This window comes from Micromonospora rifamycinica (assembly GCF_900090265.1).
Lineage (GTDB): Bacteria > Actinomycetota > Actinomycetes > Mycobacteriales > Micromonosporaceae > Micromonospora > Micromonospora rifamycinica.
On the sequence record NZ_LT607752.1, the window covers coordinates 4,521,046 to 4,546,345 of the forward strand.

A 25,300-nucleotide genomic window follows, 5' to 3' on the forward strand; every position below is an offset into this window, starting at 1 on the left:
GTGTACCGGGTCAAGGAGATCTTCTACACGTTGCAGGGTGAGGGCACCCACGCCGGTCGGCCGGCGGTGTTCTGCCGGTTCACCAGCTGCAATCTCTGGACCGGGCGGGAGGAGGACCGGCACCGGGCCGTCTGCCAGTTCTGCGACACCGACTTCGTCGGCACGGACGGCCCCGGCGGGGGTCGTTTCCGTTCGGCGGCCGAGCTGGCCGGTGCGGTGGCGGCGGCGTGGCAGGGGCAGCGGCACCCGCGCAGCCGCCCGTACGTGGTGTGCACCGGTGGTGAGCCGCTGCTGCAACTCGACGAGGCGGCCGTGCAGGCCCTGCACGACGAGGGTTTCGAGGTCGCGGTGGAGACCAACGGCACCCGGCCCGCCCCGGCCGGACTCGACTGGATCTGTGTGAGCCCGAAGGCGGGGGCCGACCTCGTGCTCACTCGCGGGCACGACCTCAAGTTGGTGTATCCGCAGGTCGGTGCCGAGCCGACCCGGTTCGAGGAGTTGGACTTCGCGCACTTCCTGTTGCAGCCCATGGACGGTCCGGACCGGGTGGCCAACACCGAGGCCACGGTGCGGTACTGCCTCGACCATCCGCAGTGGCAGTTGAGTCTGCAGACACACAAGTACCTAGGAATCGCCTGATGGAAATCTTCCGGGAGTTCACCTTCGAGGCCGCGCACCGCCTGCCGCACGTGCCCGCCGGGCACAAGTGCGCCCGGCTGCACGGCCACTCGTACCGGGTGCAGGTGCACGTCGAGGGCGACGTCGACCCGGTGGCGGGGTGGGTGATGGACTTCGGCGATCTCAAGAAGGCCTTCGCGCCGCTGCGCGACCAGCTCGACCACCACTACCTCAACGAGGTGCCCGGTCTGGAGAACCCCACTAGCGAGGTGCTTGCCCGCTGGATCTGGGACCGGCTGGCCGATCAGGTCCCGCTCTCGGCGGTGATGGTCCGCGAGACCTGCACCTCCGGCTGCGTCTACCGGGGAGAGCGGTGACGCCGGCCCGCTGCGGTGCGGTGTTCGCCGACCCGGCCACCCGGCCCGGCCGCCCGACGAGCATCGAGGATGCCGCCCCGGGACAGGCGGGGTAGGCTCGTCGCCGAACGGGGAACGGCGGCAGTGCCGCGTCGAGGTCGGCACGCACCTCTCCTCCCGCCCTGTCTCCCGCGCCTGTGCGCCGCCGCCGCCGACTCGTTCGTCCCACGCCGCCGATTCCCGGCCGCATGTGTCCGGCGGGCGGGTTCGTGACTGTTCGTTGAGAGGTGACCTCAATGCCTGCGGGTACCAGCGCTCCGCGCTACTACGTCGAACTCACCCTGCCCGGCCTGGAGATGTGGCCGGAGCTCCACCTGCGGATGCAGCAGATGCGCAAGCTGGGGCACCGCATCCTGGTGCTCTCGACCGCCGAGGCCGCGCCCCTGCTCGCCGACGCGGCGGACGAGGTGGTGGTCTGCGAGGACGTCTTCTCGGCGGACGCGCTCGCCGCGGCACTCGCGCCGTACGCCGCGGACGGTCTGCGCTTCTCCATCATCGGGGACCGGACGTGGTCCGCGCAGTTCGGTGCCGCACAGCGGCTGGGCCTGCCGTTCCCCGGCATGGTGGGCCAGCTGAACTGCCGGATCAAGCCGAGGCTGCGCCGGGTCCTCGCCGACACCATGCCGTTGCGGGCCACGGTGTTCTCCGCGGACGAGGCCACCCCGGAACGGATCGACGCGCTGGTGGCGGAGATCGGTCTGCCCTTCGTGGTGAAGCCGATCTGGGGTGCGGCCAGCAGCTACGTCGGGTTCGTCCAGGACCGGGAGGCCGCGCACGAGGTGATCGGCGGCACCTTCGCGGCGCTCGCCGAGGACCAGGACCTCAACCCCGTCGACGACGGCGACCAGGTGTGGGATCCGAGGCGGCAGATCCTGGTCGAGGAGTTCATCACCGAGGGCCGGGAGCTGTCGTACGAGGCGTTCGTCCAGCACGGCCGGCTGGTGCCCCTGCTGATCCAGGAGAAGTACAAGTTCAACCGGGAGGGCAACTTCCACTTCGAGACGGCGAACCTGTGCCCCACCCCGTTCGTGTCCGCCGAGGAGGAGACGGAGATCCATCGCCAGCTCCAGGAGGCGATGACGAAGCTGGAGGTGGACGACACCTTCATCCACGTCGAGTGCAAGTGGGACGGTCAACGGGTCCGGATCATCGAGGTGAACTCCCGCATCGGCGGGGGCAGCGTGCCGAAGATGCTGAACCTGTTCCTCGGGATCGATCCCCGGGAGATGACGCTCAAGCTCGCGTTGGGCGAGACGCTGCCGACCGACTACCCGCGTAAGGGTGGCTTCCTGCTCGGCGTGTTCGTCAACGCCCACGAGGCGGGCGAGTTCGTCGGCTTCGAGGGGCTGGAGTGGGGCCGGGAGCGGCCGGAGTTCTCGTTCGACCTGGAGTATCTGCAGCCCGGGACGATCGTGCCGCCGCGTGACGTCCAGAGTGGCCGGGAGCGCTGGCTGTTCTGCTACGACGTCTTCTACCACTGCAACGACCAGGCCGAGATCCCCTATCTCTACGAGGAGACGCTGCGCCGGGTCCGGTTGCGGTTCGCCGAAGCCGGCTGACCGGGCACCGCGGAGGGTGGTCGGAGCGGGCCACCAGGCAGGGTCGTCAGGTCGTCGGGCGTACGTCGAGCAGGCGGCTCCGGACGAGGTCGGCGACCTGCGCCTGGTGGCCCGGATCCGAGAAGTAGAAGTGCCCGCCCGGCATCCGGTGCAGCTCGAAGGGGCCGGTGGTCACCTCCGCCCACGCCTCGGCGGCCGGTAGGTCGACCCAGTGGTCGTCGGTGCCGTGGATGGCGGTCACCGGGAGCCGCAACGGCGTCCGGGGGCGCTCCCGGTAGAGCTCCACGGCCCGGCTGTCCGAGCGGAGGATCGGCAGGAGGAGTTCCCGCATCCCCGGGTCGTCGAGCAGGGCGGCGTCGGTGCCGCCCAGGGATTTCAGGTCCGCGATGATGGTGTCGTCGGTGGTCCGTACGGCGGCCGTGCCGTGCAGGGTGCTGGGTGCCCGGCAGGACGACGCGAAGAGGTGCCGCGCCGGGTGGGCCTTGCCCGCCAGCAGGCTCGCGGTCTCGTAGCCGACGAGGGAGCCCATGCTGTGGCCGAAGAACGCCAGCGGCAGGTCGGTCAGCTCGTGCTCGACCAGCGCCGTGGTCAACTGCCTGGCGAGCTCCTCGATGTCCCCGACGAGCGGCTCGGCGTGCCGTTCCATCCGGCCCGGGTACTGCACGGTGAGCACGTCGATGTCGCCCGCGAGGAGCTGCGCGAAGCCGTAGAAGTAGCTCGCCGAACCGCCCGCGTGCGGTAGCAGCAGCAATCGACAGGTCGGGTCGTCGGACGAGGCGTGGTAGCGCCGCAGCCACTTGCCGGCGGGCGTCCTGACGAACGAGGTCACGCCCGCCACCGACCTGACGCAGGAGCGGACAACACCATGGACAGGAACATCGCCACCCCCGGGTGAGTCTGCGGACCCGTGTGAGATCTGCCGATCGCGCAGATGCGGTCGCCGACGGCGGGGACGACGCCCCGCCGCGCTGCCGCTGAATCACAGCCGACGCCGCTCGAACGTACAGCGCCACGGCAGGTGCTGCAACCGATCGCAGCCGCCCCGGCCGGGGCGGCCGGTGATGCCCGTGACCTGGGCCGGACGGGTCCGCGCCGACCGGATCGACACTCGCCGTCGAGCTGCCCGAACGTCCCCGCGGACGTGATTGACACTCATCTGACGGCTGTGGCATGGTCCAACTGGTTCGCCGAAGAACGATCTTGTCCACGGATAGCTGGTCGTCAAACCGCCGTCGTGGTTCCACAGCCGTTGCGGTGGGTGCCTCTCGAAACCCCACGGGGTTGATTGGAGGAGTCTCCACTTTGAGGTACGGGGGAACGCCTCTCGTGGACGGCGCCGTGTGGGGCCGTCCGGAAACGAAGGCCGATGTCGTCAGTGGCGCGGTCCGCCTCGACATGGTCGAGGCCCGACGACGGGCCAGGGCACTGGCCGGCACGTTGCTCGCGCGGGGGCTGGATCCGTCGGCCGAGTCGCCGGTGGCCGTCTGCCTGCCCCGGTCGGCCGACCTGGTGGTCGCCTATCTGGCGGTCGCGATGGCCGGCGGTGTCATCGCGCCGATCGATCCGACCCTTCCCGAGCTGCGCCGACGGGACATCCTGCGCCAGTTGCGGCCGGCGTTCGCGATCGCCGCGCCGACCGTGGCGGACGCCTTCGCCGTCGACTGCGCGGTCCTCGCGCCGGACGCCTGGTCGGGCGTGACCGCGGCGGACGTCGAGGCCGCCCGGTCCGCGCTGGACGTCCCCGCCCCGGACGACCGCGCCCTCTACATGATCTTCACGTCCGGCACCACCGGCGTGCCGAAGGGGGTCGTCTGCACCGCGGCGAACCTCGAACACCTGCTGCGCTGGAGCCTCGACGACCACGACTTCGGCGACGGCGCGCGGATCTCGGTGACCGTCTCACCCGGGTTCGACGTCTCCATCTGGGAGCACTTCGTGGCGTTCGCCGCGGACGCCTCGCTGCACGTGGTCGACGACGAACTCCGCCTCGACCCGCAGGCGCTGCGCGCGGCGTGGGCCCGGCACGACGTGACGCACTCCTTCGTGTCCCCGCAGTTGGCCGAGGAACTCGTCGCCCTGGACTGGACCGACCAGCCGACCAGCCTGCGCGAGCTGTACGCGGGCGGGGACCGGCTCCGCAAGCGGCCCCCGGCCACCCTGCCGTTCCCCCTGGTCAACCTGTACGGGCCGACCGAGTGCACGGTGATCTCGACCGGTGGCGTGGTGCGGCCCGCCGACGACACGAACGCCGACACCTACCCCGACATCGGGGTCGGGCTGCCCGGGCTGTCCATCGCCGTGGTCGACGACGAGCTGCGGCCGGTGCCGGCGGGCACCCGTGGCCAGTTGTGCATCGGTGGGCCGCAGGTGACCCGGGGTTACCTGAACGACGACGAGCTGACCGCAGAGAAGTTCCGGCTGCTCGCCGGGCCGGACGGCGTCACCCGGCGGTACTACTGCACCGGTGACCAGGTCACCGAGAACCCGGACGGCACCCTCCAGTTCCACGGTCGCACCGACGGCCAGATCAAGGTCGGCGGCGTCCGGCTCGAGATCGGCGAGATCGAGGCCGCGCTCACCGCCCACCCCGCGGTGGACCGCGCCGTGGCGCTGACGGTCACCCATCCCAGGTCGGGCAACCTGCGGGTCGCGTCCACCGTGGTGACCGCCACCGGGATCACGGCACGGGAGATCAAGGACTGGCTGGCGGCACGGTTGCCGCGGGCCGCGGTGCCCGCGTCGGTGCTGTTCCGCGACCGGATGCCGCTGACGCACAACGGCAAGACGGACATGCGTGCGTTGCGCGCCGAGCACGAGGCGGCCCTGCGGGACGCGGTGGCGACGCTGGACGAGGCGGTCGACGGCGGCACCGACACCGACGACCACGCCTACGTCTTCCCCGTCAACCAGGAGCAACGCAGCCTGTGGTTTCTCTGGCACGTCGCGCCGAGGTCGCCCCGGTACAACGTCACGGCCGCCTTCGTGGTCGAGGGCGCCCTCGACGAGGCACGGCTGCGGACGGCTGTCGGGTCCGTGGTGCGGGCGCACCCCTCCGTCGTCGCGTCGTTCCGGGAGGGCCGGGACGGCGCGCTGGAACTGGTCGCCGAGGCGAAGGCCCGTCACGCCGGCGGCGACCTGGTGCAGGTCTTCGACCCGGTGGCCAGCCTGGCGGCAGCGGTGCGGACCGCGGACGAGCAGTACAACGAGCCGTTCGACCTGCTCACCGGGCCGCTGATGCGGGTGGCGTTGATCCCGGTGGCGCAGACGGACACCGCCGTCCTGCAACTCGTCCTGCACCACACGGTCGCCGACGGCGTGTCGATCCAGGGCCTCCTGGAGAAGATCACCGAGAGTTACCACGGCCGGACGCTGCCCGCCCGGCCGGCACGGGTCGACGGGCAGCCGCCGGGCGTCGACACCCCGCCCGGGGTCGTCGCGTTCTGGGAGGGCCGGCGCGACACGTACCGGCCGCTCCGGCTGCGCCGCGAGTTCGACCCGGAGCTGGCCGACGGCAGCGCCGTCGAGATCCGCAGCACCGGCCGGCTGGGTGAGCGGCTCCGGGAGGCGGCGGCCCGCGCGCACACCACGCCGTTCCGGCTCATGCTGACGGCCTGGATGATCGCTGCCGGCCGGTGGGCCGGTCAGGACGCGCTGACCGTCGGCGTGCCCGCGCACGGGCGGTCCAGCAGCGACGCCTCGTCGGTCGGCATGTACGTCAACACGTTGCCGGTGACCGTGCCGCTGCGGGACCTGGACTTCGCCGACGTCCTGGCGGCGGTCGAGACCGAGCTGGCGCTGACCGACGAGCACCACGCGCCGTTCAGCGTGATCGCCCGCGCCGGACGCAGCGCGTCGCCGCTCGCGTTCGACATCGTGAACAGCACCTTCAGCCTGGAGCTGCCGCTGCGGTTGGGCATCGGCGACCGGGCCACCCGGCTGCAGCCGCGACTCGACTCGTGCCCGTACCCGTTGAGTGTCTTCGCCGATCCGCTCAGCGGCGACGAGGTGAACGTGTTCGCCCAGTTCGGCCGGGGCTGCGTCGACGCGGCGGAGGTGCGGGGGATGGTCGCGGCCTTCCTGGCGCAGCTCGCCCACCAGGCCGACGCCACGCCCGACCGCCCCGGGGTGGCGGCCCGGCCCCGGCGGATCGAGGACGAGGCCCCGGCGGCGGCGCCGGTGGGGCCGTCGACGGCGGCGCTCGCCGCGGTCACCCAGGCCTGGGAGAGCGTCCTCGGGCTCGCCAACCTGCCGCCGGAGGCGGACTTCTTCGAGCTGGGCGGTGACTCGCTGGCCGCGCTGCGGATCGTCGGCCAGCTCTCCGCCGCCGGCTATCCGCTGTCACTCGCCGACTTCTTCCGCTGTCCGAGCATTGCTGAGCAGGCCTCGACGATGGGAGCGGACGATGGGCACCGGTGACGCGGGGAACACCGGGGCGGCCGTGGCCGGGCGGCCGTTCTGGCAGCGCCAGCGGCCCAGCGGCATGCCCCACCAGAAGTACCGGCCCGGCGGCGACCCCGGAGTGCGGCTGGGGGTCGGGCGGTCCTGGCCGGACCGCGAGATCACCGAGGCGCCGCTGTGGGTGCCGGTCGACCTGCGGGACGGCAACCAGGCCCTGGTCGAGCCGATGACGCCGGAGCGCAAGCTCCGGATGTTCGAGCTGATGGTCCGGATGGGCTACAAGGAGATCGAGGTCGGCTACCCCGCCGCGAGTGAGCTCGACTTCCGGTTCGTCCGGGTGCTGGCGGAGCGGGACCTCATCCCGGACGACGTCACGATCGTGGTGTTCACGCCCGCGCGGGAGGACGCCATCGAGCGGACGATCGACTCGCTGGAGGGGGTCCGGTCGGCGGTCGTGCACCTCTGCGTGGCGACCGCGCCGCTGTGGCGGGAGATCGTGCTGCGCCGTGACCGCGAGGAGCTGCTCGAACTGGTCGCCTCTTCGGCACGGCAGGTGGAGAAGCAGTCGCAGGGCCGGTACCGGTTCCAGTTCTCGCCCGAGGCGTTCACCTCCACCGAGGTCGACTTCGCGGTCGAGGTGTGCAACCTGGTGACCGGCATCTGGGAGGCGTCGCCGGAGCGGCCGGTCGTGCTGAACCTGCCCGCGACGGTGGAGGTCACCGGGCCGCACCACTTCGCCGACCGGATCGAGTACGTGCACCGCGCGCTCGACCGGCGGGACGGGGTGATCCTCTCCCTGCACCCGCACAACGACCGGGGCACCGGTGTCGCCGCCGCCGAGCTGGGCCTCCTGGCCGGGGCGCAGCGGGTGGAGGGCTGCCTCTTCGGCAACGGCGAGCGGACCGGCAACGTCTGCCTGGTCACCCTGGCGCTCAACCTCTTCTCCCGGGGGGTCGATCCGATGATCGACTTCTCGGAGCTGGACCACGCGCGGCGGGTCGTCGAGGAGTGCACCGGCATTCCGGTGCACCCACGGCACCCGTACGGCGGCGACCTCGTCTTCACCGCGTTCTCCGGCACCCACCAGGACGCGATCCGCAAGGGCCTCGACGCCCAGTTGACGCCGGCCGAGCCGGGGCAGGTCAAGCCGTGGCAGGTGCCGTACGTCCCGGTCGACCCGGCCGACCTCGGCCGACCGTACGACCGGCTGATCCGGGTCAACAGCCAGTCGGGCAAGTCCGGGATCGCGCACGTGCTCCGTTCGGTCAGCGGGCTGTTCCCCCCGCCCGACCTCCAGCGGGACTTCGCCGCGGCGGTGCAGGTGGTGGCCGAGGCGCACGGGGAGATCCCGCCGCCGGTGCTGTGGACGGCCTTCCGGGAGCTGTACTTCTTCGACGAGCCGGACAACCGGGTCGAGGAGTGGGTCGCGGGCGACGACGGGGCCTACGAGGCCCGGCTGCGGCTCGGTGGCGTCCCGGTCACCACGCGGGTGTCCGCCACCGATCCGGCGGCCGACGCCGTCGAGCTGATCGCCCGGGCCACCGGTGCGACGGGCCTGGTCCGGCGGACCGCGCAGCAGGTCGCCGAGGTGGCGGGCCGGACCGTGCAGGCGTGTTACGCCGAGGTCGCGGTCGGTGACCGTACCGGCTGGGGATGCGCCACCAGCGGGGACTCCGTACAGTCGATCTTCCTGGCCGTGCTCGCCGCGCACCGGTCGCTGCGACGGGAGCCGGAGGCGGCGGGCAGCGGTGCCGACGTGGTCCTCGCAGCGCTGCGACGACACCCGGGTCGGGGCTGAGCCGCACGACCGTCGACGGTGGAGCCGCCCTCCGGGTACCGCCACGGGTACGAACTGTCAGAGGCGAACCCGCAGGTGTGTCTGCGGGTTGCCGCCGGATTCCACATCGGGAGAGATGCGTGGATCGCACAGCCCAGATTCGCCAGTTCCTGGCCGAGCACATCGCCGAGCCGGTGGCCGACGAGGACGACATCTTCGCCCTGGGGCTGGTGAACTCGATGTTCGTCGTCCAGCTGGTGGCGTTCCTCGAGGAGACCTTCGACCTCCAGATCGACGGTGACGACCTCGTGTTCGAGAACTTCCGGTCGGTGAAGGACATCGACGCCCTCGTGCTCCGGCTGACCGGGCCGTGACCGTGACGCCACCCGCCCTGACGGACCCGACCGTCCGCGTTCCGCTGTCCCGGCCACTGCCGGTGCGGCTCGAGGCCGAGTTGGGCAAGCGGATCCACTTCATCAGCCCGGACGTCCGGGACTTCGCGTTCGTGCGCGGCGACGAGGGTGTCGAGGCGCTGGAGCTGACGCTCGTCCCGGATCCGACGGACACCGTCGCGCACCTCACCGACAAGATCAACCGGGTGGTGGAGCGGGAGGTGCGGGTCCAGCGCAGCTGGCGGCCCAAGGTGCTGTGGACCTCCGCGCGACGCGGCGGACAGTGGCCGGATCCGCTGCCGGAGATGGTGCGGGCCGGCCTCGTGCACGCGCCCGGACCAGGCACGATGACCTTCGGTGACCTGATGATCAGGCTGGTCGACCACCTGGACCGGCAGGTGCGGGCCATCGCGCTGGGCATGCCGGACAGCACCGAGTACCGCTATCCGACGCTGCTCCCGCTGGAGGTGCTCGAACGGCAGCACTACTTCGAGTCGTTCCCGCACTTCGTCATGTTCGTCTCGCGCCTGCACAACGACGCGGACAACTACGAGACGTTCCTGCGCCGCTACCGCGAGGCCGGGCGGCGCATCACGCCGGAGATCTTCAGCCTGTGCCGGGACGACCGGTACTGCCTCCCGCCGACCATGTGCTACCACACCTTCAACCAGCTCGCCGGCACCTCGGTGGACCAGCGGGTGGTGACCTCGCGCGGCAAGAGCTTCCGGTTCGAGTCCCGCTACGAGTCGGGGCTGGACCGGCTCTGGGACTTCACCATCCGGGAGACGGTGTTCCTCGGCTCCGAGGAGTACGTCGTCGAGTCCCGGCGGCGGTTCCTGGAGGCGGCGTTCGCGCTGGTGGACCAGTTGGGGCTCGCCGCCCGCTGCGAGGTCGCCAACGACCACTTCTTCGGCGACGCCTCCAAGGACAGCGTGCTCTCGCAGCGGCTGATGGAGCTCAAGTACGAGCTGGTGGCCGACGTCGCCGACGGGCGCAGCATCGCGGTGGGCTCGTTCAACCTGCACGGCAGCCACTTCGGCGAGGTGTTCGACATCACCCGGGCCGGTGCTGGCGGCCCCGGGCACACCGGCTGCGTCGGCTTCGGCCTGGAACGCCTGGCGTACGCGTTCGTCACGCAGCACGGGTTCGAGCCGCGGAACTGGCCGGAGGCGGTCCGGGTGGGGGTTGCGCAGTGAGCGTCGACGTGGACGGGCCGCAGGCCGACGTGCTGCGGCAGAGCCGGGAGCTGCTGGACCGGGTGGTGACGCCGAACGCCGGGGCGTGGGACCGGGCACAGGAGATGGACGAGAAGGTCGCCGGGCTGCTCGGTGCCCAGGGCCTGCTGGTGCCGTCGCTGCCGGAGCAGGCCGGCGGCCGGGGCTTCGACGCCGACCGGCTCGGACGGTTCAACGAGCAGGCGGGTCGCGCGTGCGGCTCCGTCCGCAACCTGATCGGCGTGCAGGGCATGGTGGCGCACGCCCTGCACCGGTGGGCGAAACCGCCGGTGCGGGACCGCTGGGTGCCGCGGCTGGCCGCCGGTGACGTGTACGGGTCGTTCGCGCTCACCGAGCCGCACTCCGGCAGCGACGCCCGCGCGGCGGCCACGGTCGCCGAACGGCGGGGCGGAGCCGTGGTGCTCAACGGGGAGAAGTCGTGGATCAGCTTCGCCGCCCGGGCCGGCGTCTTCCTGGTCTTCGCCCGGCTGGACGGGCACGTGGCGGCGATCGTGGTGGAACGTGACACCCCCGGGGTGCACGTCACGCCGCAGGTCGATCTGCTGGGCCTGCGCGCCTCCCACCTCGCGGCGGTCCGCTTCGACGACTGTGTGGTCCCCGCCGAGCACGTCGTCGCCCAGGGGCCGTTGGCCTTCGACGCGGTGGCGACCGCCGCGTTGGACCACGGCCGGTTCAGCACCGCCTGGGGCAGCGTCGGCCTGGCGGCGGCCTGCCTCGACGCGGCCCTCGACCGGGCGGTCACGCGCCAGCAGTTCGGGGCGCCCATCGGGGACCACCAGCTCGTCGCCCGGATGGTCACCCGGATGGTGTGCGCGGTCGACGCCGCACGCATGCAGTGCGAGGCGGCGACCCGGGCGCGGAGTTCGGGGGACCGGGACGCGGTGCGCCGGACGCTGATCGCCAAGTACGTCGCGTCGGAGAACGCCTTCGCGGTGGCCTCCGACGCGGTGCAGGTGCACGGTGCCTACGGGTGCTCGGCGCAGAGCAGCGTCGAGCGGCACCTCCGGGACGCCAAGATCCAGTGCGTCATCGAGGGCACCTCGCAGATTCAGGAGACACAGATCAGCCAGCTGACACTGACGTCCTGGCGGGCCGCCCAGCGCCGATCGGAAGCCCTGGGGCCCTCGGACAACGGAAGGTGACAGTCATGACCACAGCAGTTCCCCCGCTGGTGAACGCCTGGAACGAGTGGGATCCGCTGGAGGAGATCATCGTCGGCCGCGCCGACGGGGCTGCCTTCGAGCCCGTGGAGCCCGGTTCCCGCCCCCAGCTGCGGGACGGTTCGGGTGGTCCCTTCCCCACCGGTCCGAAGCCCGACGACATGGTCAAGGGCGCGAACGAGGAGCTGGACCACCTGGCCGAGGTGCTCAAGGGGTACGGCGTCACGGTCCGCCGCCCCGAGGCGTTCGACTACACGACCTCCGTGAAGGCGCCGACCTTCGAGGTGTCGAACCAGTACTGCGGGGTCTGCCCCCGGGACGTGCTGATCACCATCGGCAACGAGATCATCGAGGCCACCATGTCCCGCCGGGCGCGGTTCTTCGAGTACCTGCCGTACCGGCCGTTGATCTACCACTACTGGAACAACGACCCGAAGATGGTGTGGACGGCCGCGCCGAAGCCGTCGATGGCCGACGACATGTACCGGCAGGAGTTCTGGGACTGGCCGCTGGAGAAGCGGCACGCCGAGATGCACAACTTCGAGTTCTGCGTCACCCAGGACGAGGTCGTCTTCGACGCCGCGGACATGAGCCGGTTCGGCCGGGACGTGATCGTCCAGGAGTCGATGACGACGAACCGGCAGGGCATCAACTGGCTCCGCCGGCACCTGGAGCCCAAGGGCCTGCGGGTGCACACCGTCCACTTCCCGCTGGACTTCTTCCCGTCGCACATCGACTGCACCTTCGTGCCGCTGCGGCCCGGCCTGATCCTGACCAACCCGGACCGCCCGCTGCGCGAGGGCGAGGAGCGGCTGTTCCTGGACAACGGCTGGGAGCTGCTGGACGCCCCCACGCCGAGCACCGACAACCACGAGATGCCGCTGTACTGCCAGTCGTCGAAGTGGCTGTCGATGAACGTGCTGAGCATCGCGCCGGACGTGGTGGTGTGCGAGGAGCAGGAGAAGCCCATGCACGACCTGCTGGAGGAACGCGGCTTCGAGGTGGTCAAGGTGCCGTTCCGCAAGGTCTACGAGTACGGCGGCTCGCTGCACTGCGCGACCTGGGACGTGCGGCGCACCGGCGGGGCCGAGGACTACTTCCCGAACGTGAAGGGGTGAGACCGTGTACCTACTCGGTGTCAACAGCGTCTACCACGAGTCGTCCGCGGCGCTGCTGAAGGACGGCGTGCTGCTGGCCACCGCCGAGGAAGAGCGGTTCAACCGGGTCAAGCACGGCAAGCAGGCCCGCTCGGACAATCCGCACGAGCTGCCGATGCAGGCCATCGGCTACGTCCTCGGTCACGCCGGCATCACCCTGGCCGACGTCGACATGGCGACCTGCGCGGCCGACCTGGACGAGATGCGGCGGGTCCACGAGCAGGGGCTGCCCTCGGCGTGGAACGACGCCGGCGACCGCGCCCGGTTCCTGGCGAACGTGCCGAAGATCCCGGAGGTGCTGGCCGAGCACGGGTTCCGGGGCGACTTCCGCTGGGTGCCGCACCACACCGCGCACGCCGCCTCCACGTTCCTCGCCTCGCCGTACCGGGACGCGGCCGTCCTGGTGGTGGACGCGCTGGGCGACGACGCCTGGTCGACCCGGCTGTACCACGGGCGGGACCGGTCCCTGGAGTCGCTGCTCGACGTGCGGTACCCCGCCTCGCTGGGCTACCTGTGGGAGACCATCTCGGTGCTGCTCGGCTTCGGGGTGTACGACGCCGCGAAGGTGATGGGGCTGGCCGCGTACGGCGACCCCGCCGTGTTCCGGGCGGCCTTCGACCGGCTGGCCTGGCCGACGCCGGACGGCGGGTTCGACATGGACGCCGATGCGCTCCGCTTCGCCGAGATCATGTACTACCCGCCGAGCGCCTACCACGACCGGCTGGTCGAGCTGTTCGGGATCCCGCCGCGGCGGCCGGGCGACGACATCGAGCCGGTGCACGAGCACATCGCGGCGGCGCTCCAGGCCAAGACCAACGAGATCATGCTGCACCTCGCCGACCACCTGCGGCGACGCACCGGTTCGGCGAACCTCTGCCTGGCCGGTGGGGTGGCGCTCAACTGCGTGACAAACACCCTGCTGCTCGCCGAGTCCGGGTTCGAGAGCGTCTACGTGCAGCCGGCGGCGAACGACGCCGGGCTGGCGGTGGGCTCGGCGCTGTACGTGTGGAACGGCGAACTCGACCGGCCCCGGACAGCGCCGATGACGCACGCGTACTGGGGACCGGAGTTCTCGGACGAGGAGATCCGGGCGGAGCTGGACCGGCGCGAGCTGTCCTACACGGTCCCGGACGACATCGACGCCACGGTGGCGCGGCTGGTCGCCGAGGGCCGGGTGGTCGGCTACTTCCAGGGCCGGATGGAGCTGGGGCCGCGGGCGTTGGGCTGTCGCAGCATCGTGGCCGACCCGCGGGACCGCGCGATGCGCGAGATCCTCAACCAGAAGGTGAAGCACCGCGAGTACTTCCGGCCGCTCGCGCCGAGCGTGCTCGCGGAGGACGTCGCCGACTGGATGGAGGTGCCGGGGGACACCCTGGCGGCCGACATGATGCTGGTGACCTACCGGGCCAAGGAGGACAAGAAGCCGCTGATGGGGGCGGTGCTGCACGTCGACGACACCTGCCGGCTCCAGGCGGTGAGCGCGGCCACCAACCCCCGGTACCACCGGATGATCTCCGAGTTCAAGAAGATCACCGGGGTGCCGATGGTGCTCAACACGTCGTTCAACGACCAGGAGCCCATCATCTGCACGCCCGCGGACGCCATCGCCACGTTCGAGAAGACCCAGATCGACTATCTGGCTGCTGGTAGCTTTCTGGTCGCCAAGGTGTGAGGCCGACGAAGGTGACCTGATGTTCTCGCGTGAGCTTGTGATCAACAACGGGCGGAAGTTCGAGTTGCCGATCTTCCTCCCGGTCTACCAGCCACACCGGATGCAGGCCCTGCGGTCGGCGTGGTCGGAAGGACCGGAGATCGAGGGTTGCATCGTCAACTCGTACTTCCTCTACAAGCAGCGCGAACTGCGGCAACAGCTCGTCGAGGGCCCCGGACTGCACGACTACCTGGGCTTCGACGGGCTGGTCACCACCGACTCCGGGGCGTTCCAGGGCCTGACCCGGCAGCTCTACCTCAACAACGCCGACATCGTCCGGTTCCAGGACCGGATCGGCAGCGACATCGTCTCCCCGCTGGACCTCATCACCCCACCCGGCGACAAGAAGGCCGTCGCCGAGGCGAAGCTCGTCTCGACCGAGAAGCGCATCGTCAAGGCGATGGGCCTCGTCGAACGCGGCATCCTGGTCGGGGTCCAGCAGGGGGGACGCTACGCCGACCTCCGCAGACGCAGCGTCGAGTTCCTGCGGGACCTGGGCGTGCGGTACCTCGCCCTCGGCTCGCTGGTGCCCTTCTTCAACCGCAACCACGACCTCCGGTTCGTCGGCCGGACCTCGGCCGAGGCGCGGGAGATCATCGGCCCGGACGTCCCGATGCACGTCTACGGCGCCGGTGACCCGGTGGAGCTGCCCTTCCTGGTCGCCTGCGGCGTGAACGTCTTCGACTCCGCCTCGTACGGGCACTACGCCCAGACCGGGTGGTACATGACCCCGTACGGCGCGCTCCAGGACCTGGACAAGCTCGCGGCCGGCGAGTTCGTCTGCGCCTGCCCGGTCTGCCAGGGCGAGCCGCCCCGGGTCATGCCCGACACCGAGCAGCTCATCGTGCACAACCTGTGGACGATCCTGGTCACGATCCAGACGATCCGGACGCACCTCGCCGGCGGCACCCTGCCCGGATACCTCGACGACGTGCTCAAACTGCACGACGAGTGGTTCCCCACCAGTGCCCTGCACAGCTCGTGGCGGGAGATCGACCTTGTCTGAGCAGGGCAGCCGGATCCTGGCGGACCTCGCCGCCGACCTCGCCGCCGACGTGGTCCGGCGCTACCGGATCGACGAGCAGCGGGCGGTCGAGGTGATCCTCGATGAGTGGCGTCGCAACCCGAAACTGCTGGCCGTGGTCGACTCCGCCGGCTCGGCGAAGGAGGCGCAGCGCACCCGGGTCTACAAGGACGCCGCCACCCTCACCAAGAAGACGATCTACCACCGGTTGCGGGCCTACCGGTCCGAGCCGGCCGCCTTCGACACCGCGCTCCGGACCCTGGTCGAGCTGCCCGCGGACGCCCCGGCCCGGCAGGTCGACGAGGCCGCGACGGCGATCGCCGCCGCCCACGTCAGCACGGCGGAGCGGCTCGGCCACCGCGACGAGTTCCTCCGGGTGCTCGAAACGACCAACCCGCCCGACAGCCGGGTCGTCGTGGACGTCGGCGCGGGCGTGCTGCCCACCCTGCTCGGCGCGGACTGGCTCCGGCAGCGGGGTATCACCCAGTACTGGGCGCCCGACAAGGACGCCAGCGCGGTCGCCGCCGTCGAGGCGTACGCGGCGAGGGTGCCGGCGGGGCTCGTCCGGCCGGCACAGTGGAACGTGGCCGACGGCTGGGCCGCGCTGCACCGGCGCGGGCTGCCGGCGACCTGCGACGTGGCCTGGCTGCTCAAGGTGGTGCCGGTCGTGCTCCGGCAGGAACCGCAGCTCGCCCCGGTGCTCGCCGCGGCCCCCGCGGACCAGCTCCTGATCAGCGGTTCACGGGTGGCGATGGCCAAGCGGCAGAACATCGAGGCGCGGGAACGCCGGGTGGTCCAGCGGTTCTGTGCCGACCACGGGCTGCGCATCGTCGACGACCAGGCCACCGAGGACGAGTTCTTCCTGCTGGCCGAGCGCGGTTGACCCACCGCGCCCGGCCGGCAGGGATCAGTAGCGGTAGAAGCCCCGGCCCGCCTTGCGGCCCACCTCGCCGTCGGCGACCTTCTGTTCCAGCAGCCCGCAGGGCTCGTACCGGTCCTCGTGGGTGCTCTCCCGCAGGTGCCGCAGGGTGAGCACGACGGTGTCCAGGCCGATCAGGTCGGCGGTCTCCAGCGGACCCATGGTGTGCCCGAAACAGCGCTTGAACACCTGGTCCACGACCGTCGGCTCGACCCCCTCCTCCTGCACCAGCCGGGCCGCCTCGTTGAAGAAGACGTGCGAGATGCGGTTGCTGACGAACCCCGGGAAGTCGCCCACCACGATCGCCTGCTTGCCGAGGGAACGCACCAGCTCCTCGACGTACGCCAGGCAGTCGTCCGACGTGTTCGCGCCCCGCATCACCTCGACCGCCTCGGTGGCGTAGGCGGGGTTCATGAAGTGGATACCGACGATCCACTCCGGCCGGGTCGTCTCGGCCGCCAGCCGCTGGATCGAGATGCTTGACGTGTTCACCCCGATGCCCACCTGCGGTGGCAGCGCCGCGTCGAGCCGGGCGTACAGGTCCCGCTTGACCGCCCAGTCCTCGGTGACGTTCTCCACCACGAACTCGCAGCCGGCCAGCTCACCGAGGTCGACGACGTACCGGGCGCGCTCGGCCAGCTCGGCGCGGGACAACCGGCGCAGGCCCGGCCGCAGCATCGGCGCGAACCGGACCCCCTCGGCCACCTTCCTCGCCGCCTCGGCCAGGGTCCGCTCGTCGCGGTCCACGAAGACGACCTCGAAGCCGTGCAACAGGAAGTCGGCCCCGACGCTGGTGCCGATCGCGCCCGCCCCCACCACGCCGACGCGCCGCCGCGCCGCTGCCGAGTCGCCCATCACGCCTGGTCTTCCTTGTTGTCGTACGCGGTGGAGAACTGCTCGACGACCCAGGTGCCGAACTGCACCGGCTCGTAGCGTGGCGGGTCGTCCGTGCCGCAGCACTCCGGCACCGGGGCGATCACCGCGTCGAAGGCGGGCTCGAAGAAGAACGGCATCGAGTACCGGTGCCGCCCGCCCGGGAACCGCACCCGGTGCCAGGTGGCGGTGTAGCGGTCGTTCGTCCAGCGCTGCATCATCAGGCCGATGTTCACCAGCAGCGTGCCCGGGATGTGCGGCGCGTTGACCCACTCGCCGTCCGGGTTACGGACCTCCAGGCCGTCCACCCCGTCCTGCTGGACGATCGCGAGGAACCCGTAGTCGACGTGGGCGCCCATGCCGAACTCCACGTCGTCGAGGCTGCGGTCCGGCTGGAACGGTGGATAGTGCGACAGCCGCAGGTCGCACAGCTCGTCGCCGGCGTACTTCTGGAAGAACCCGGCGTCGAGGCCCAGGCTCAGCGCCATCCCGGCGGCGAGCTGCTCGCCGAGCCGGGTGAGCGCGCTCCACGCCTCCATCATCACCGGCCGGAACTCCGGCAGCGCCGCCGGCCACTGGTCCGGATCGTCGAGCGGGTGCCGGCCCTGGCGGGCCAGCTTCGCCGCCGCGATGGTCTCCGCGTCCCGACCGGACAGCGGCTGGAGGTCGAGACACTCGTGGTAGTCCCGCTTGGTGGCGGTCACCTCGGCGAGCATCGGGATGTAGCCCCGGAACTGGCTCGTCTGACCGAGCCGGAGCTTCATCTTCTCCTCGATCGGCAGGTCGAAGAAGGCCCGGGTCTGCGCCATCATCCGCTCGGACAGCCCGTCGGGCAGACCGTGGTTGCGCACGTACAGGAATCCGACGTCCCGGCAGGCGTCGCCGATGCGGCGCACCGTCTCGTCGAGGGCCTGCGGGTCCGGATCCGGGACCACCAGGGCACCCACGTCGATCACCGGGACCTCGTGGAACGTCTGCTGCCTGCTCACTTCGTCACCTCCTGCTCGTCGCGGGGGAAGATCTCGTGCACCCGGGCCCACTCCCGCTCGCCGACCACGAACGGCTCGACGGCGTCGCCCCGCTCGCCGGGACGCAGCCACGGGTTGTCCGCCGCGACCGCGACCGCCGCGTCGGTGCCCTCCGCCGCGACCGCCTCCGCCGGGTCGATCGGACGCAGCACGCTGCCCAGCTCCGGGATGAAGAAGGAGATCACCGACACCCGGTCACCGCGCAGGTTGTCGGCGTGCACCCGGTGCCGGCAGGCCGGGTAGTAGCCACCGCTCCACAGCCCCATCAGCTCGCCGGTGAAGACGACGCAGGCGCCCGGCGGCGGCGACACCAGCAGCCACTCGCCGTCCTGGGTACGCACCTCCAGGCCGTCGGAGTCCTGGATGCTCACGGTGAGCATGCCGCTGTCGGTGTGCTCGCCGAGGCGGACGTCCTCCCCCCGGTACTCGTCGCTGTCCCGGTAGTAGATGAGCCGGGAGAACCAGTGCAGGTCCTCGCCGAAGGCCGAGTCGGGCTTACCGAGGACGTCGTGCTGCCCCATCGACCGGGCGAGCGCCTCGACGACGGTCCGGCCGACCTGCGACACCCACTCCGTGTAGCGGTCCACGGTCGGCCGGAACCCGGGCAGCCGGGCCGGGTCGGGCCACTGGTTGCCGCCGTACATGACGAACCAGTCCTGTGGCTCGGCGTCCGGTGGCGGGGTCGCCTCCCGGCCGAACTCCCAGGACTCCTTCAGGTCCGCGGTGCCGTTCGTCGACTCCTCCCGTGGCGCGACGAAGCCCCGGTAGTGCGGGGAGTGCCGGACGCTGATCGCCGACTTGACCTCGGGGGCGGCGTGGAAGAACCGGCGCGTCTCGACGAACAGCTCGTCGAAGGTCTCCGCGCCGATCCCGGGCCGCAGGTCGAGGTAGAAGAGGCCGATCTGCCTCGTCGCCTGCCGTACCGCCGCGATGGCGGCCGGGTCGTGAGCGGCCAGCGCACCGATGTGCACGGTCGGAATCCTCATGACGTCACCTCCTTGATCTCGCGTAGCGAAGTGTGCGGACCGGCCACGACGGCCCGTACCGTCGCGACGAAACGGTCCGCCCAGTCGGCCACCTGCCCGGCGTCGTGCACGCTGGTGCGGTAGTCGACGGTCAACCGCAGGTGGTCGTCCGACTCGATCAGGTCGAGCCGGAGGTCGACCAGGGCGGCCCGGGCCGGCACCGGGCGGAACCGCGCGGACAGCCCCGCGAACCGGGGCGCGGGCACCGCGTGGTCGAGGTTGAATACGGTCCGTAGCGGGAAGGCCCCGTCACCGCCCAACAGGTCGGCCACGTCGGCGAGCGGCACCTGGTGGGCCAGACCGGCGAGCATCGACTGCCGCAGGGCGCGGTGGTAGTCCTGGACCGTGCCGGCAGCGTCCAGCCGGCTGCGGATCGGCAGCATCTCGGCGCAGTAGCCGACCACGGAGACGCCCCGTGGATAGTCGCGCCCGGCCACCGGAACCCCGATGACGAGGTCGTCGGTGTCGAACCGGTGGTGTGCCAGCAGCCCGTGCGCGGTGAGCAGGACCTGGAACGGCGTGCTGCCGTACTCCCGGGCCGCCTTGTGCACCGCCGCGGTCAGCTCGGCGTCGAGGATCCCGAAATGCCGGTCACCCGCGTCCCGCTGCCCGGCCGGCGCGGTGTACGGGGGCACCCCGGCGAGGGCGGTCCGCCAGTACTCCCGCCCGCCCGCGACGTCCCGCAGCGCGAGCCGGGCCAGGTGGTCGGTGTACTGCAGGGCCGGCTCGGTCGGGCCGGTGCCGTCGTAGCCGGCCGCCAACTCGTCGAGCAGCACGGTCATCGAGATGCCGTCGGAGACCAGGTGGTGGGCGTACAACACCAGGTGCTGCTCCCGGTCACCCGACCGGACCAGGAAGAACCGGGTCAGCGGCCCGGTGGCGAGGTCGAACGGCTCGGCGAGCCGCTGCTGCCACCACTGCTGGTAGGACAGCCCGGTCCCGTCGAGGTCGACGACCTCCAGCTCCGGTGGCGCACCGCGCTCCGGCCGACCGTCGCGGAACACCACCCGCAGCGCCTCGTGCCGGTCCACGACGCCGGCGACCGCCCGCCGCAGCGCCGCCACGTCGACCGGACCGGACAGCTCCACGTCCTCGGCCACCGTCCAGTCGGGATCCTGCGGCGCGGCGGCGGAGCGGGCCAGCAACGCCGCCTGGGCCGGGGCGACCCGGGGCGGGACCTCGTCGGTGAGGAACCCGCCGTCCCGCATGGCCAGGACCGCCTCGGTGGCGGCGGTGACCACCCGCTCCACGTCCGCCCGGGTGTGCGCGGTCGACAGGAAGCAGGTCCGGCCCTCCCACAGGTAGATGCCGCGCAGCAGCAGGTGGAAGTGGAACACCTCCATCGCCAGCGGTTGGTAGGCGTAGCTGGCGTTGCCCTTCCAGGTGAACCGGAACAGCGAGCCGTAGTGCAGCACCCGGATCGGCGCACCCTCCCGGCGGAACATCGTGTTCAACGTGGTGACCAGGTAGTCGGTCTCCGCGTTCAACCGGTCCTGGAGGGCGCCACCCTGCTCGCGGAGGTGGTGCAGCATCGCCAGCGTCCCCGCCACGGTGGCCGGGTGGTTCTCGAAGGTGCTGCCGATGTAGGTGGTCTCCGGCACCGCCTGGCCTGGGCCGTCCTGCCAGCCGCCGCCGTCCACGGCGTCCAGGTAACGGGCCGCACCGGCGACCACGCCCACCGGGTGACCGCCGCCGATGCACTTGCCGTACGCGGCGATGTCGGCCTCCACGCCGAACCACTCCTGCGCGCCGCCCAGCTTGACCCGGAACCCGGTGATCACCTCGTCGAAGATCAGCGGGACGCCGGTCCGGGCGGTGATCTCGCGCAGCCGGCGCAGGAACGCGCCGGGGCGTACCCCGGGGTTGCGGCTCTGCACGGCCTCGACCAGCACGCCGCCCAGCTCGTGCGCGTGCTCCTCGATGATGCTCAGCGACCGTTCGCTGTCGTAGGGCAGGATCAGCGCGTCCGCGGCGGCCGACGGTGAGATGCCGGGGGCCATCGGTACCGAGACGAGCGGGTCGCCGTGCACGTCGGGCAGGGCCAGCACCCGGTCGTCCTGACCGTGGTACGACCCGGCGAACATCACGAACCGGGACCGGCCGGTCGCCGCGGCGGCCACCCGGAGCGCGCCCCGGACCGCGTCGGTGCCGCTGACCGTGAAGAAGGCCCGCTCCTTGCCGGTGAGCTCGCAGAACAACCGGGCCACCTGGTCGGTGCCGTCGACCACCGGCCCCACCGAGATCCCCCGGGTGGCCTGCTCGGCGACGGCCTCGGCGACGAAGGCCGGGTCGTGCCCGCAGAGCAGCACCCCGAAGCCCATCGCCAGGTCGACGTAGTCGTTGCCGTCGATGTCGGTCAGGTGGGCGCCGGCGGCGCTGCCCGCGACGATCGGGTAGCAGGCCCGCCGGGTCTCCGGGCGGACCGTCCGCATCCGGGTGTCCACCCGGTACGCCCGGTGCGTCCGCGCCCGTTCGAGCGATCCGGCTGTCCGGGCGGTGAACGCGTCGAGCAGCCCGTCGAGGTGGTGGCGTTGCCGGTCGGTGAGGTCGGTCAGCGCGGCCTTCGCCACGGTCGGCACCCCGTCGGCGACCGGCGGCCCGGACGCCCCGGCCCGGGTCGGCGTCCGGTCGCCCGGCACCGGTGCCGGGCGGGTGGTCGACGAACCCGGCACCGGTGCCGTCCGGCTGGCCGACGAACCCGGGACCGGTGGCGTGCTGGTGGCCGGTGGACCCGGGACGGGTGCCGCGCCGAGCAGGTCGAGCTGCCGGTTCATCAGCGCGATCTGCGCCTGGACCAGCTCGCGCAGCCCGCCGTCCCCGTCCGGCTGTGCCGCCGGCCCGGCCGGCAGCGCCGGAACCGGCTGTCCGGCGGGCAGTGTCGACCCGGCGGGCAGCGCCGGAACGGGCGGTGGCGGGGTGGGCGGGCGGCCGTGCGCCCGGAGGTCACCGGCCAGGGCGGCGACGCTGTCCAGCCCTTCGAAGAGCTGGCCCACGTTGAGCCGTACCCCGTACCGGTCGTTGACGTCCTGGACCAGCCGGGCCATCACCAGCGAGTCGGCCCCCAGCTCCAGGAACGAGGCGGTCGGTGACAGCAGGTCCGGCTCGGTCTCCAGGTACTCGGCGAGCTGCCCGGCGACGAACCGGGCCGGATCGTCCACCGGCTCCGGCCCGACGGCCACCGCCACAGCTGGCTCCGGTTCCGGTCCGGCGGCCACCGTCGTCGGCCCGGCCACCGTCGCCGGCCCGGCCACCGTCGTCGGTTCCGGCGTCGCGGTCGGCACCGGGTGGGCACCGGGTGCGGCGTCCGCCGGGGGGCGGACCGGTGCCGGTTCCACCCAGTGCCGGGTGTGCTGGAACGGGTATCCGGGCATGCTCACCGGGCTCCTCCCTGGTCCGTGCAGGCCGTGCCGGTCGAGGTCGACGCCGACGGTGTACAGCTCCACGGCGGCGGCGGCCAGCTGCTTGCCGTCGTCGACGTTCTGGACCAGCGACGAGGCCCAGACGATGGGCGTGCCGGTCCAGTTCTGCCGGCCGAGCAGCGTCAGCACCGGCGCCGCGCTCACGTCCAGGGCCACGTCGCAGCCGTGCTCGGCCAGCGACCGCACGCTGTCGGTGAACCTGACCGGCTCGCGGAGCTGCCGGCACCAGTAGTCGGCATCGATCCGGTGCACCACGCCACCGGTCACGTTCGAGATCAGCGGCACGGTGGGATCCGCGTACGTCAGGCCGGCGGCGAAGGCCCGGAACTCGTCGGTGACCGCGTCGACCATCGGCGAGTGGGGCGCGTGCGGCACCGTCACCGGACGGTGCTGCAGGCCCCGCTCACCGCAGGCGACCAGGGCGGCGGCCACCTCGTCCCGGGGGCCGGCGACGAGCGTCTCCCGGGGGCCGTTCCAGGCCGCCACGGTGACCCCGGCGATGCCGGCGATGGCCGCCTCGACCTCGGCGGCGGGGGCGAAGACGGCAGCGGTACGGCCCCGGCCCCCGGTGGCGGAGTCGATCAGCCGCGCCCGGTGCGCCACCAGGGCCAACCCGTCGGTGAGCCCGAGCACCCCGGCCACGTGCGCCGCGGCGAACTCACCGGTGGAGTGGCCCAGCACCACTGATGGCCGTACCCCCCGCGACTGCCACACCCGGGCCAGCGCGCACTCCACCGCGTACACGGCGGGCTGCGCGTAGCGGGTCTCGTCCAGCCGGGCGTCCGGCTCGGCGGCGTAGAGCAGGTCGAGCAGCCGGACCTCCCAGCCGGCGTGCTCGGCCAACCACCTGTCGCAGGTCTCGATGGTGTCCCGGAACACCGGGTCGTCGGCGTACAGCCCGCGACCCATCCCCGGGTACTGCGACCCCTGCCCGCCGAACAGGAACGCGACCACCGGGCGGCGCTTCGCCTCCCGCTGCCGGACCCGGACCCTGCGGCCCTCGAGGTGCCCGCCGAGCTGCTCCGCGGCGGCGGCGCCACCGGTCGCGGCGAGCGCCAGCCGGTGCTGGTCACCGGCGTACGCGGCGGAGGCGGCGCAGACGTCGGCGAAGGCCTCCGGGGTCCGCGCGGCGGCCAGCACCGGCACCACCGCGCCCGCGAGTGCGTGCAACGCCTCCGGGGTACGGGCGGACAGGGTCAGCACCCGGTGCCCGCCGCCCGGGGCGACCGGCGTCGCGCGCTGGGGTGCCCGGCCCACCACCACGTGGGCGTTGGTGCCGCTGAACCCGAAGGAACTCACCCCGGCCAGCTCGCCGACCAGGCCGGTCGGCCCGGTGGGCACGGTGACCGGCGTGGACTCCCAGTCGACGTGCGGGTTGAGCCGGCGCAGGTGGGTGGCGGGCGGGACCTCCCCGTGCCGGAGCACCAGGATCGTCTTGATCAACCCGGCGATGCCCGCCGCCGCCTCCAGGTGCCCGATGGTGGCCTTGAGCGCGCCGACCGGCAACGGCCGCGACCGCTCGCCGAAGACGGCGGTGAGCGCGTCCGCCTCCACCGGATCCCCCAGGGCGGTGCCGGTGCCGTGCGTCTCGACGTAGGCGATCTCGTCCGGGGTCGCGCCCGCGTTCGCCAGCGCCGAGCGGATCACCGACTGCTGGGCGAGCCCGCTGGGCGCGGTCAGGCCGTTGGTCCGGCCGTCCTGCTCCACCGCGCTGCCCCGGATCACCGCCAGGATCTCCTCGCCGTCGGCGAGCGCCTCGTCCAGCCGGCGCAGGACCAGCACACCGCAGCCCTCACCCCGGCCGTAGCCGTCGGCGGCGGCGTCGAACGCCTTGCACACCCCGTCCGGGGCCAGCGCGCCACCGTCCATGAAGGCGGTGAACGTGTCCGGCAGCAGGAGCGCGTTGACGCCGCCGACCACCGCGAGGTCGGACTCGCCGGACCGCAGGCTGGACACCGCCAGGTGCACCGCGCTCAGCGACGACGAACACGCGGTGTCGACGGAGAGGTTGGGGCCGCGCAACCCCAGGTGGTACGAGATCCGTCCGCCCGCCACGCTGCACGCGTTGCCGGTGACGCCGTACATCGCCGCGCTGCCGGCGCCCTGCCGCTCGGCCAACCGGGCGTACTCCGACTCGGCGATCCCGACGAACACCCCGGTCCGGGTGCCGGCCAGCGTCCTCGGATCCCGGCCGGACGACTCCAGCGCGTGCCAGCTGACCTCCAGCAGCAGGCGCTGCTGGGGATCCATCTGCCGGGCCTCCCGCGGTGAGACGTTGAAGAAGTGGTGGTCGAAGCCGTCCAGGTCCGGCAGGAAACCGCCGCGGGCCCGCCACGGCCGGCCCTGCGCGTCCACCGGCGGGGTGTCCCAGCGCCCGGCGGGCACCTCCCCGATCGCGCTGCGGCCGTGCCGTACCAGCTCCCAGAACTGCTCGACGTCGGCCGCGCCCGGGAAGCGGCAGGCCATCCCCACGACGGCGACGGGCCGGGTCGCGGCGGCCTTCAGTTCGGCGACGGACGCCCGCAGGGTGCGGATCGTCTGGGCCGCCCGGCGCAGCCGGTCGAGGTCGTCGGAGTTCTCGGTCGACAA

Annotated in this window: 17 protein-coding genes; 12 read left to right on the forward strand and 5 right to left on the reverse strand. The window is 72.1% G+C overall.

Annotated features, from left to right (window positions below; all coding sequences use genetic code 11):
* From queE to GA0070623_RS18930, 3 genes are all read left to right on the forward strand, one after another.
* Complete coding sequence (gene queE, locus GA0070623_RS18920) at positions 1–639, forward strand: 7-carboxy-7-deazaguanine synthase (RefSeq protein ID WP_067301252.1); 639 nt, start codon at positions 1–3, stop codon at positions 637–639.
* Positions 639–995 carry a 6-carboxytetrahydropterin synthase QueD gene (gene queD / locus GA0070623_RS18925; RefSeq protein ID WP_067301097.1) on the forward strand — a complete coding sequence of 119 codons (357 nt, stop codon included), beginning with the start codon at positions 639–641 and terminating at the stop codon, positions 993–995. The genes queE and queD overlap by 1 nt, the downstream gene beginning before the upstream one ends.
* A 275-nt stretch (positions 996–1,270) precedes the next feature.
* Positions 1,271–2,593, forward strand: a complete 1,323-nt coding sequence (locus GA0070623_RS18930; protein ID WP_067301093.1) for an ATP-grasp domain-containing protein — start codon at positions 1,271–1,273, stop codon at positions 2,591–2,593.
* 46 nt (positions 2,594–2,639) lie between these two features.
* Here GA0070623_RS18930 and GA0070623_RS18935 read toward each other — a convergent pair whose 3' ends face one another.
* On the reverse strand, positions 2,640–3,422 hold the full coding sequence (locus tag GA0070623_RS18935) for a thioesterase II family protein (protein WP_067301089.1): 783 nt from the start codon (positions 3,420–3,422) through the stop codon (positions 2,640–2,642).
* Between the two features lie 497 nt (positions 3,423–3,919).
* Between GA0070623_RS18935 and GA0070623_RS18940 the strand changes: the two genes are divergently transcribed.
* The 9 genes from GA0070623_RS18940 to GA0070623_RS18980 all read left to right on the forward strand — a co-directional run bounded on the left by GA0070623_RS18940 (position 3,920) and on the right by GA0070623_RS18980 (position 16,330).
* A complete protein-coding gene (locus GA0070623_RS18940; protein WP_172898425.1) occupies positions 3,920–7,009 on the forward strand; it encodes a non-ribosomal peptide synthetase in 3,090 nt (1,029 codons plus the stop codon).
* A complete protein-coding gene (locus GA0070623_RS18945; RefSeq protein WP_084260993.1) occupies positions 6,996–8,789 on the forward strand; it encodes a 2-isopropylmalate synthase in 1,794 nt (597 codons plus the stop codon). Before GA0070623_RS18940 ends, GA0070623_RS18945 begins: the two co-directional genes overlap by 14 nt.
* Before the next feature lie 119 nt (positions 8,790–8,908).
* Positions 8,909–9,142: a phosphopantetheine-binding protein gene (locus tag GA0070623_RS30410; protein ID WP_067301082.1), complete on the forward strand. Its 234-nt coding sequence runs from the start codon at positions 8,909–8,911 to the stop codon at positions 9,140–9,142.
* Positions 9,139–10,356, forward strand: a complete 1,218-nt coding sequence (locus GA0070623_RS30415; protein WP_067301078.1) for a class-II aminoacyl-tRNA synthetase family protein — start codon at positions 9,139–9,141, stop codon at positions 10,354–10,356. The genes GA0070623_RS30410 and GA0070623_RS30415 overlap by 4 nt, the downstream gene beginning before the upstream one ends.
* Positions 10,353–11,537, forward strand: coding sequence for an acyl-CoA dehydrogenase family protein (locus GA0070623_RS30050; RefSeq protein WP_067301075.1), 1,185 nt, complete (start codon positions 10,353–10,355; stop codon positions 11,535–11,537). The genes GA0070623_RS30415 and GA0070623_RS30050 overlap by 4 nt, the downstream gene beginning before the upstream one ends.
* A gap of 5 nt (positions 11,538–11,542) precedes the next feature.
* Positions 11,543–12,673 (forward strand): arginine deiminase family protein, encoded by a 1,131-nt coding sequence (locus GA0070623_RS18965; protein ID WP_067301071.1) that lies wholly within the window; start codon positions 11,543–11,545, stop codon positions 12,671–12,673.
* Between the two features lie 4 nt (positions 12,674–12,677).
* Complete coding sequence (locus GA0070623_RS18970; RefSeq protein ID WP_067301068.1) at positions 12,678–14,384, forward strand: carbamoyltransferase family protein; 1,707 nt, start codon at positions 12,678–12,680, stop codon at positions 14,382–14,384.
* A 19-nt stretch (positions 14,385–14,403) separates the two neighbouring features.
* Positions 14,404–15,429, forward strand: a complete 1,026-nt coding sequence (locus GA0070623_RS18975) for a tRNA-guanine transglycosylase (protein WP_197699997.1) — start codon at positions 14,404–14,406, stop codon at positions 15,427–15,429.
* Positions 15,422–16,330, forward strand: coding sequence for a hypothetical protein (locus tag GA0070623_RS18980; RefSeq protein ID WP_067301062.1), 909 nt, complete (start codon positions 15,422–15,424; stop codon positions 16,328–16,330). The genes GA0070623_RS18975 and GA0070623_RS18980 overlap by 8 nt, the downstream gene beginning before the upstream one ends.
* A 24-nt stretch (positions 16,331–16,354) precedes the next feature.
* Here the strand turns inward: GA0070623_RS18980 and GA0070623_RS18985 are convergent, their stop codons facing one another.
* Genes GA0070623_RS18985 through GA0070623_RS19000 form a run of 4 tightly spaced genes read right to left on the reverse strand, consistent with a single transcriptional unit; the run spans position 16,355 to position 25,300 of the window.
* Positions 16,355–17,221, reverse strand: a complete 867-nt coding sequence (locus GA0070623_RS18985; protein WP_067301058.1) for a 3-hydroxyacyl-CoA dehydrogenase family protein — start codon at positions 17,219–17,221, stop codon at positions 16,355–16,357.
* Positions 17,221–18,228, reverse strand: a complete 1,008-nt coding sequence (locus tag GA0070623_RS18990) for an isopenicillin N synthase family dioxygenase (RefSeq protein WP_067301055.1) — start codon at positions 18,226–18,228, stop codon at positions 17,221–17,223. The genes GA0070623_RS18985 and GA0070623_RS18990 overlap by 1 nt, the downstream gene beginning before the upstream one ends.
* Positions 18,225–19,253, reverse strand: coding sequence for a 2-oxoglutarate and iron-dependent oxygenase domain-containing protein (locus GA0070623_RS18995; protein ID WP_067301052.1), 1,029 nt, complete (start codon positions 19,251–19,253; stop codon positions 18,225–18,227). The genes GA0070623_RS18990 and GA0070623_RS18995 overlap by 4 nt, the downstream gene beginning before the upstream one ends.
* Positions 19,250–25,300 (reverse strand): type I polyketide synthase, encoded by a 6,051-nt coding sequence (locus GA0070623_RS19000; protein ID WP_067301049.1) that lies wholly within the window; start codon positions 25,298–25,300, stop codon positions 19,250–19,252. Before GA0070623_RS19000 ends, GA0070623_RS18995 begins: the two co-directional genes overlap by 4 nt.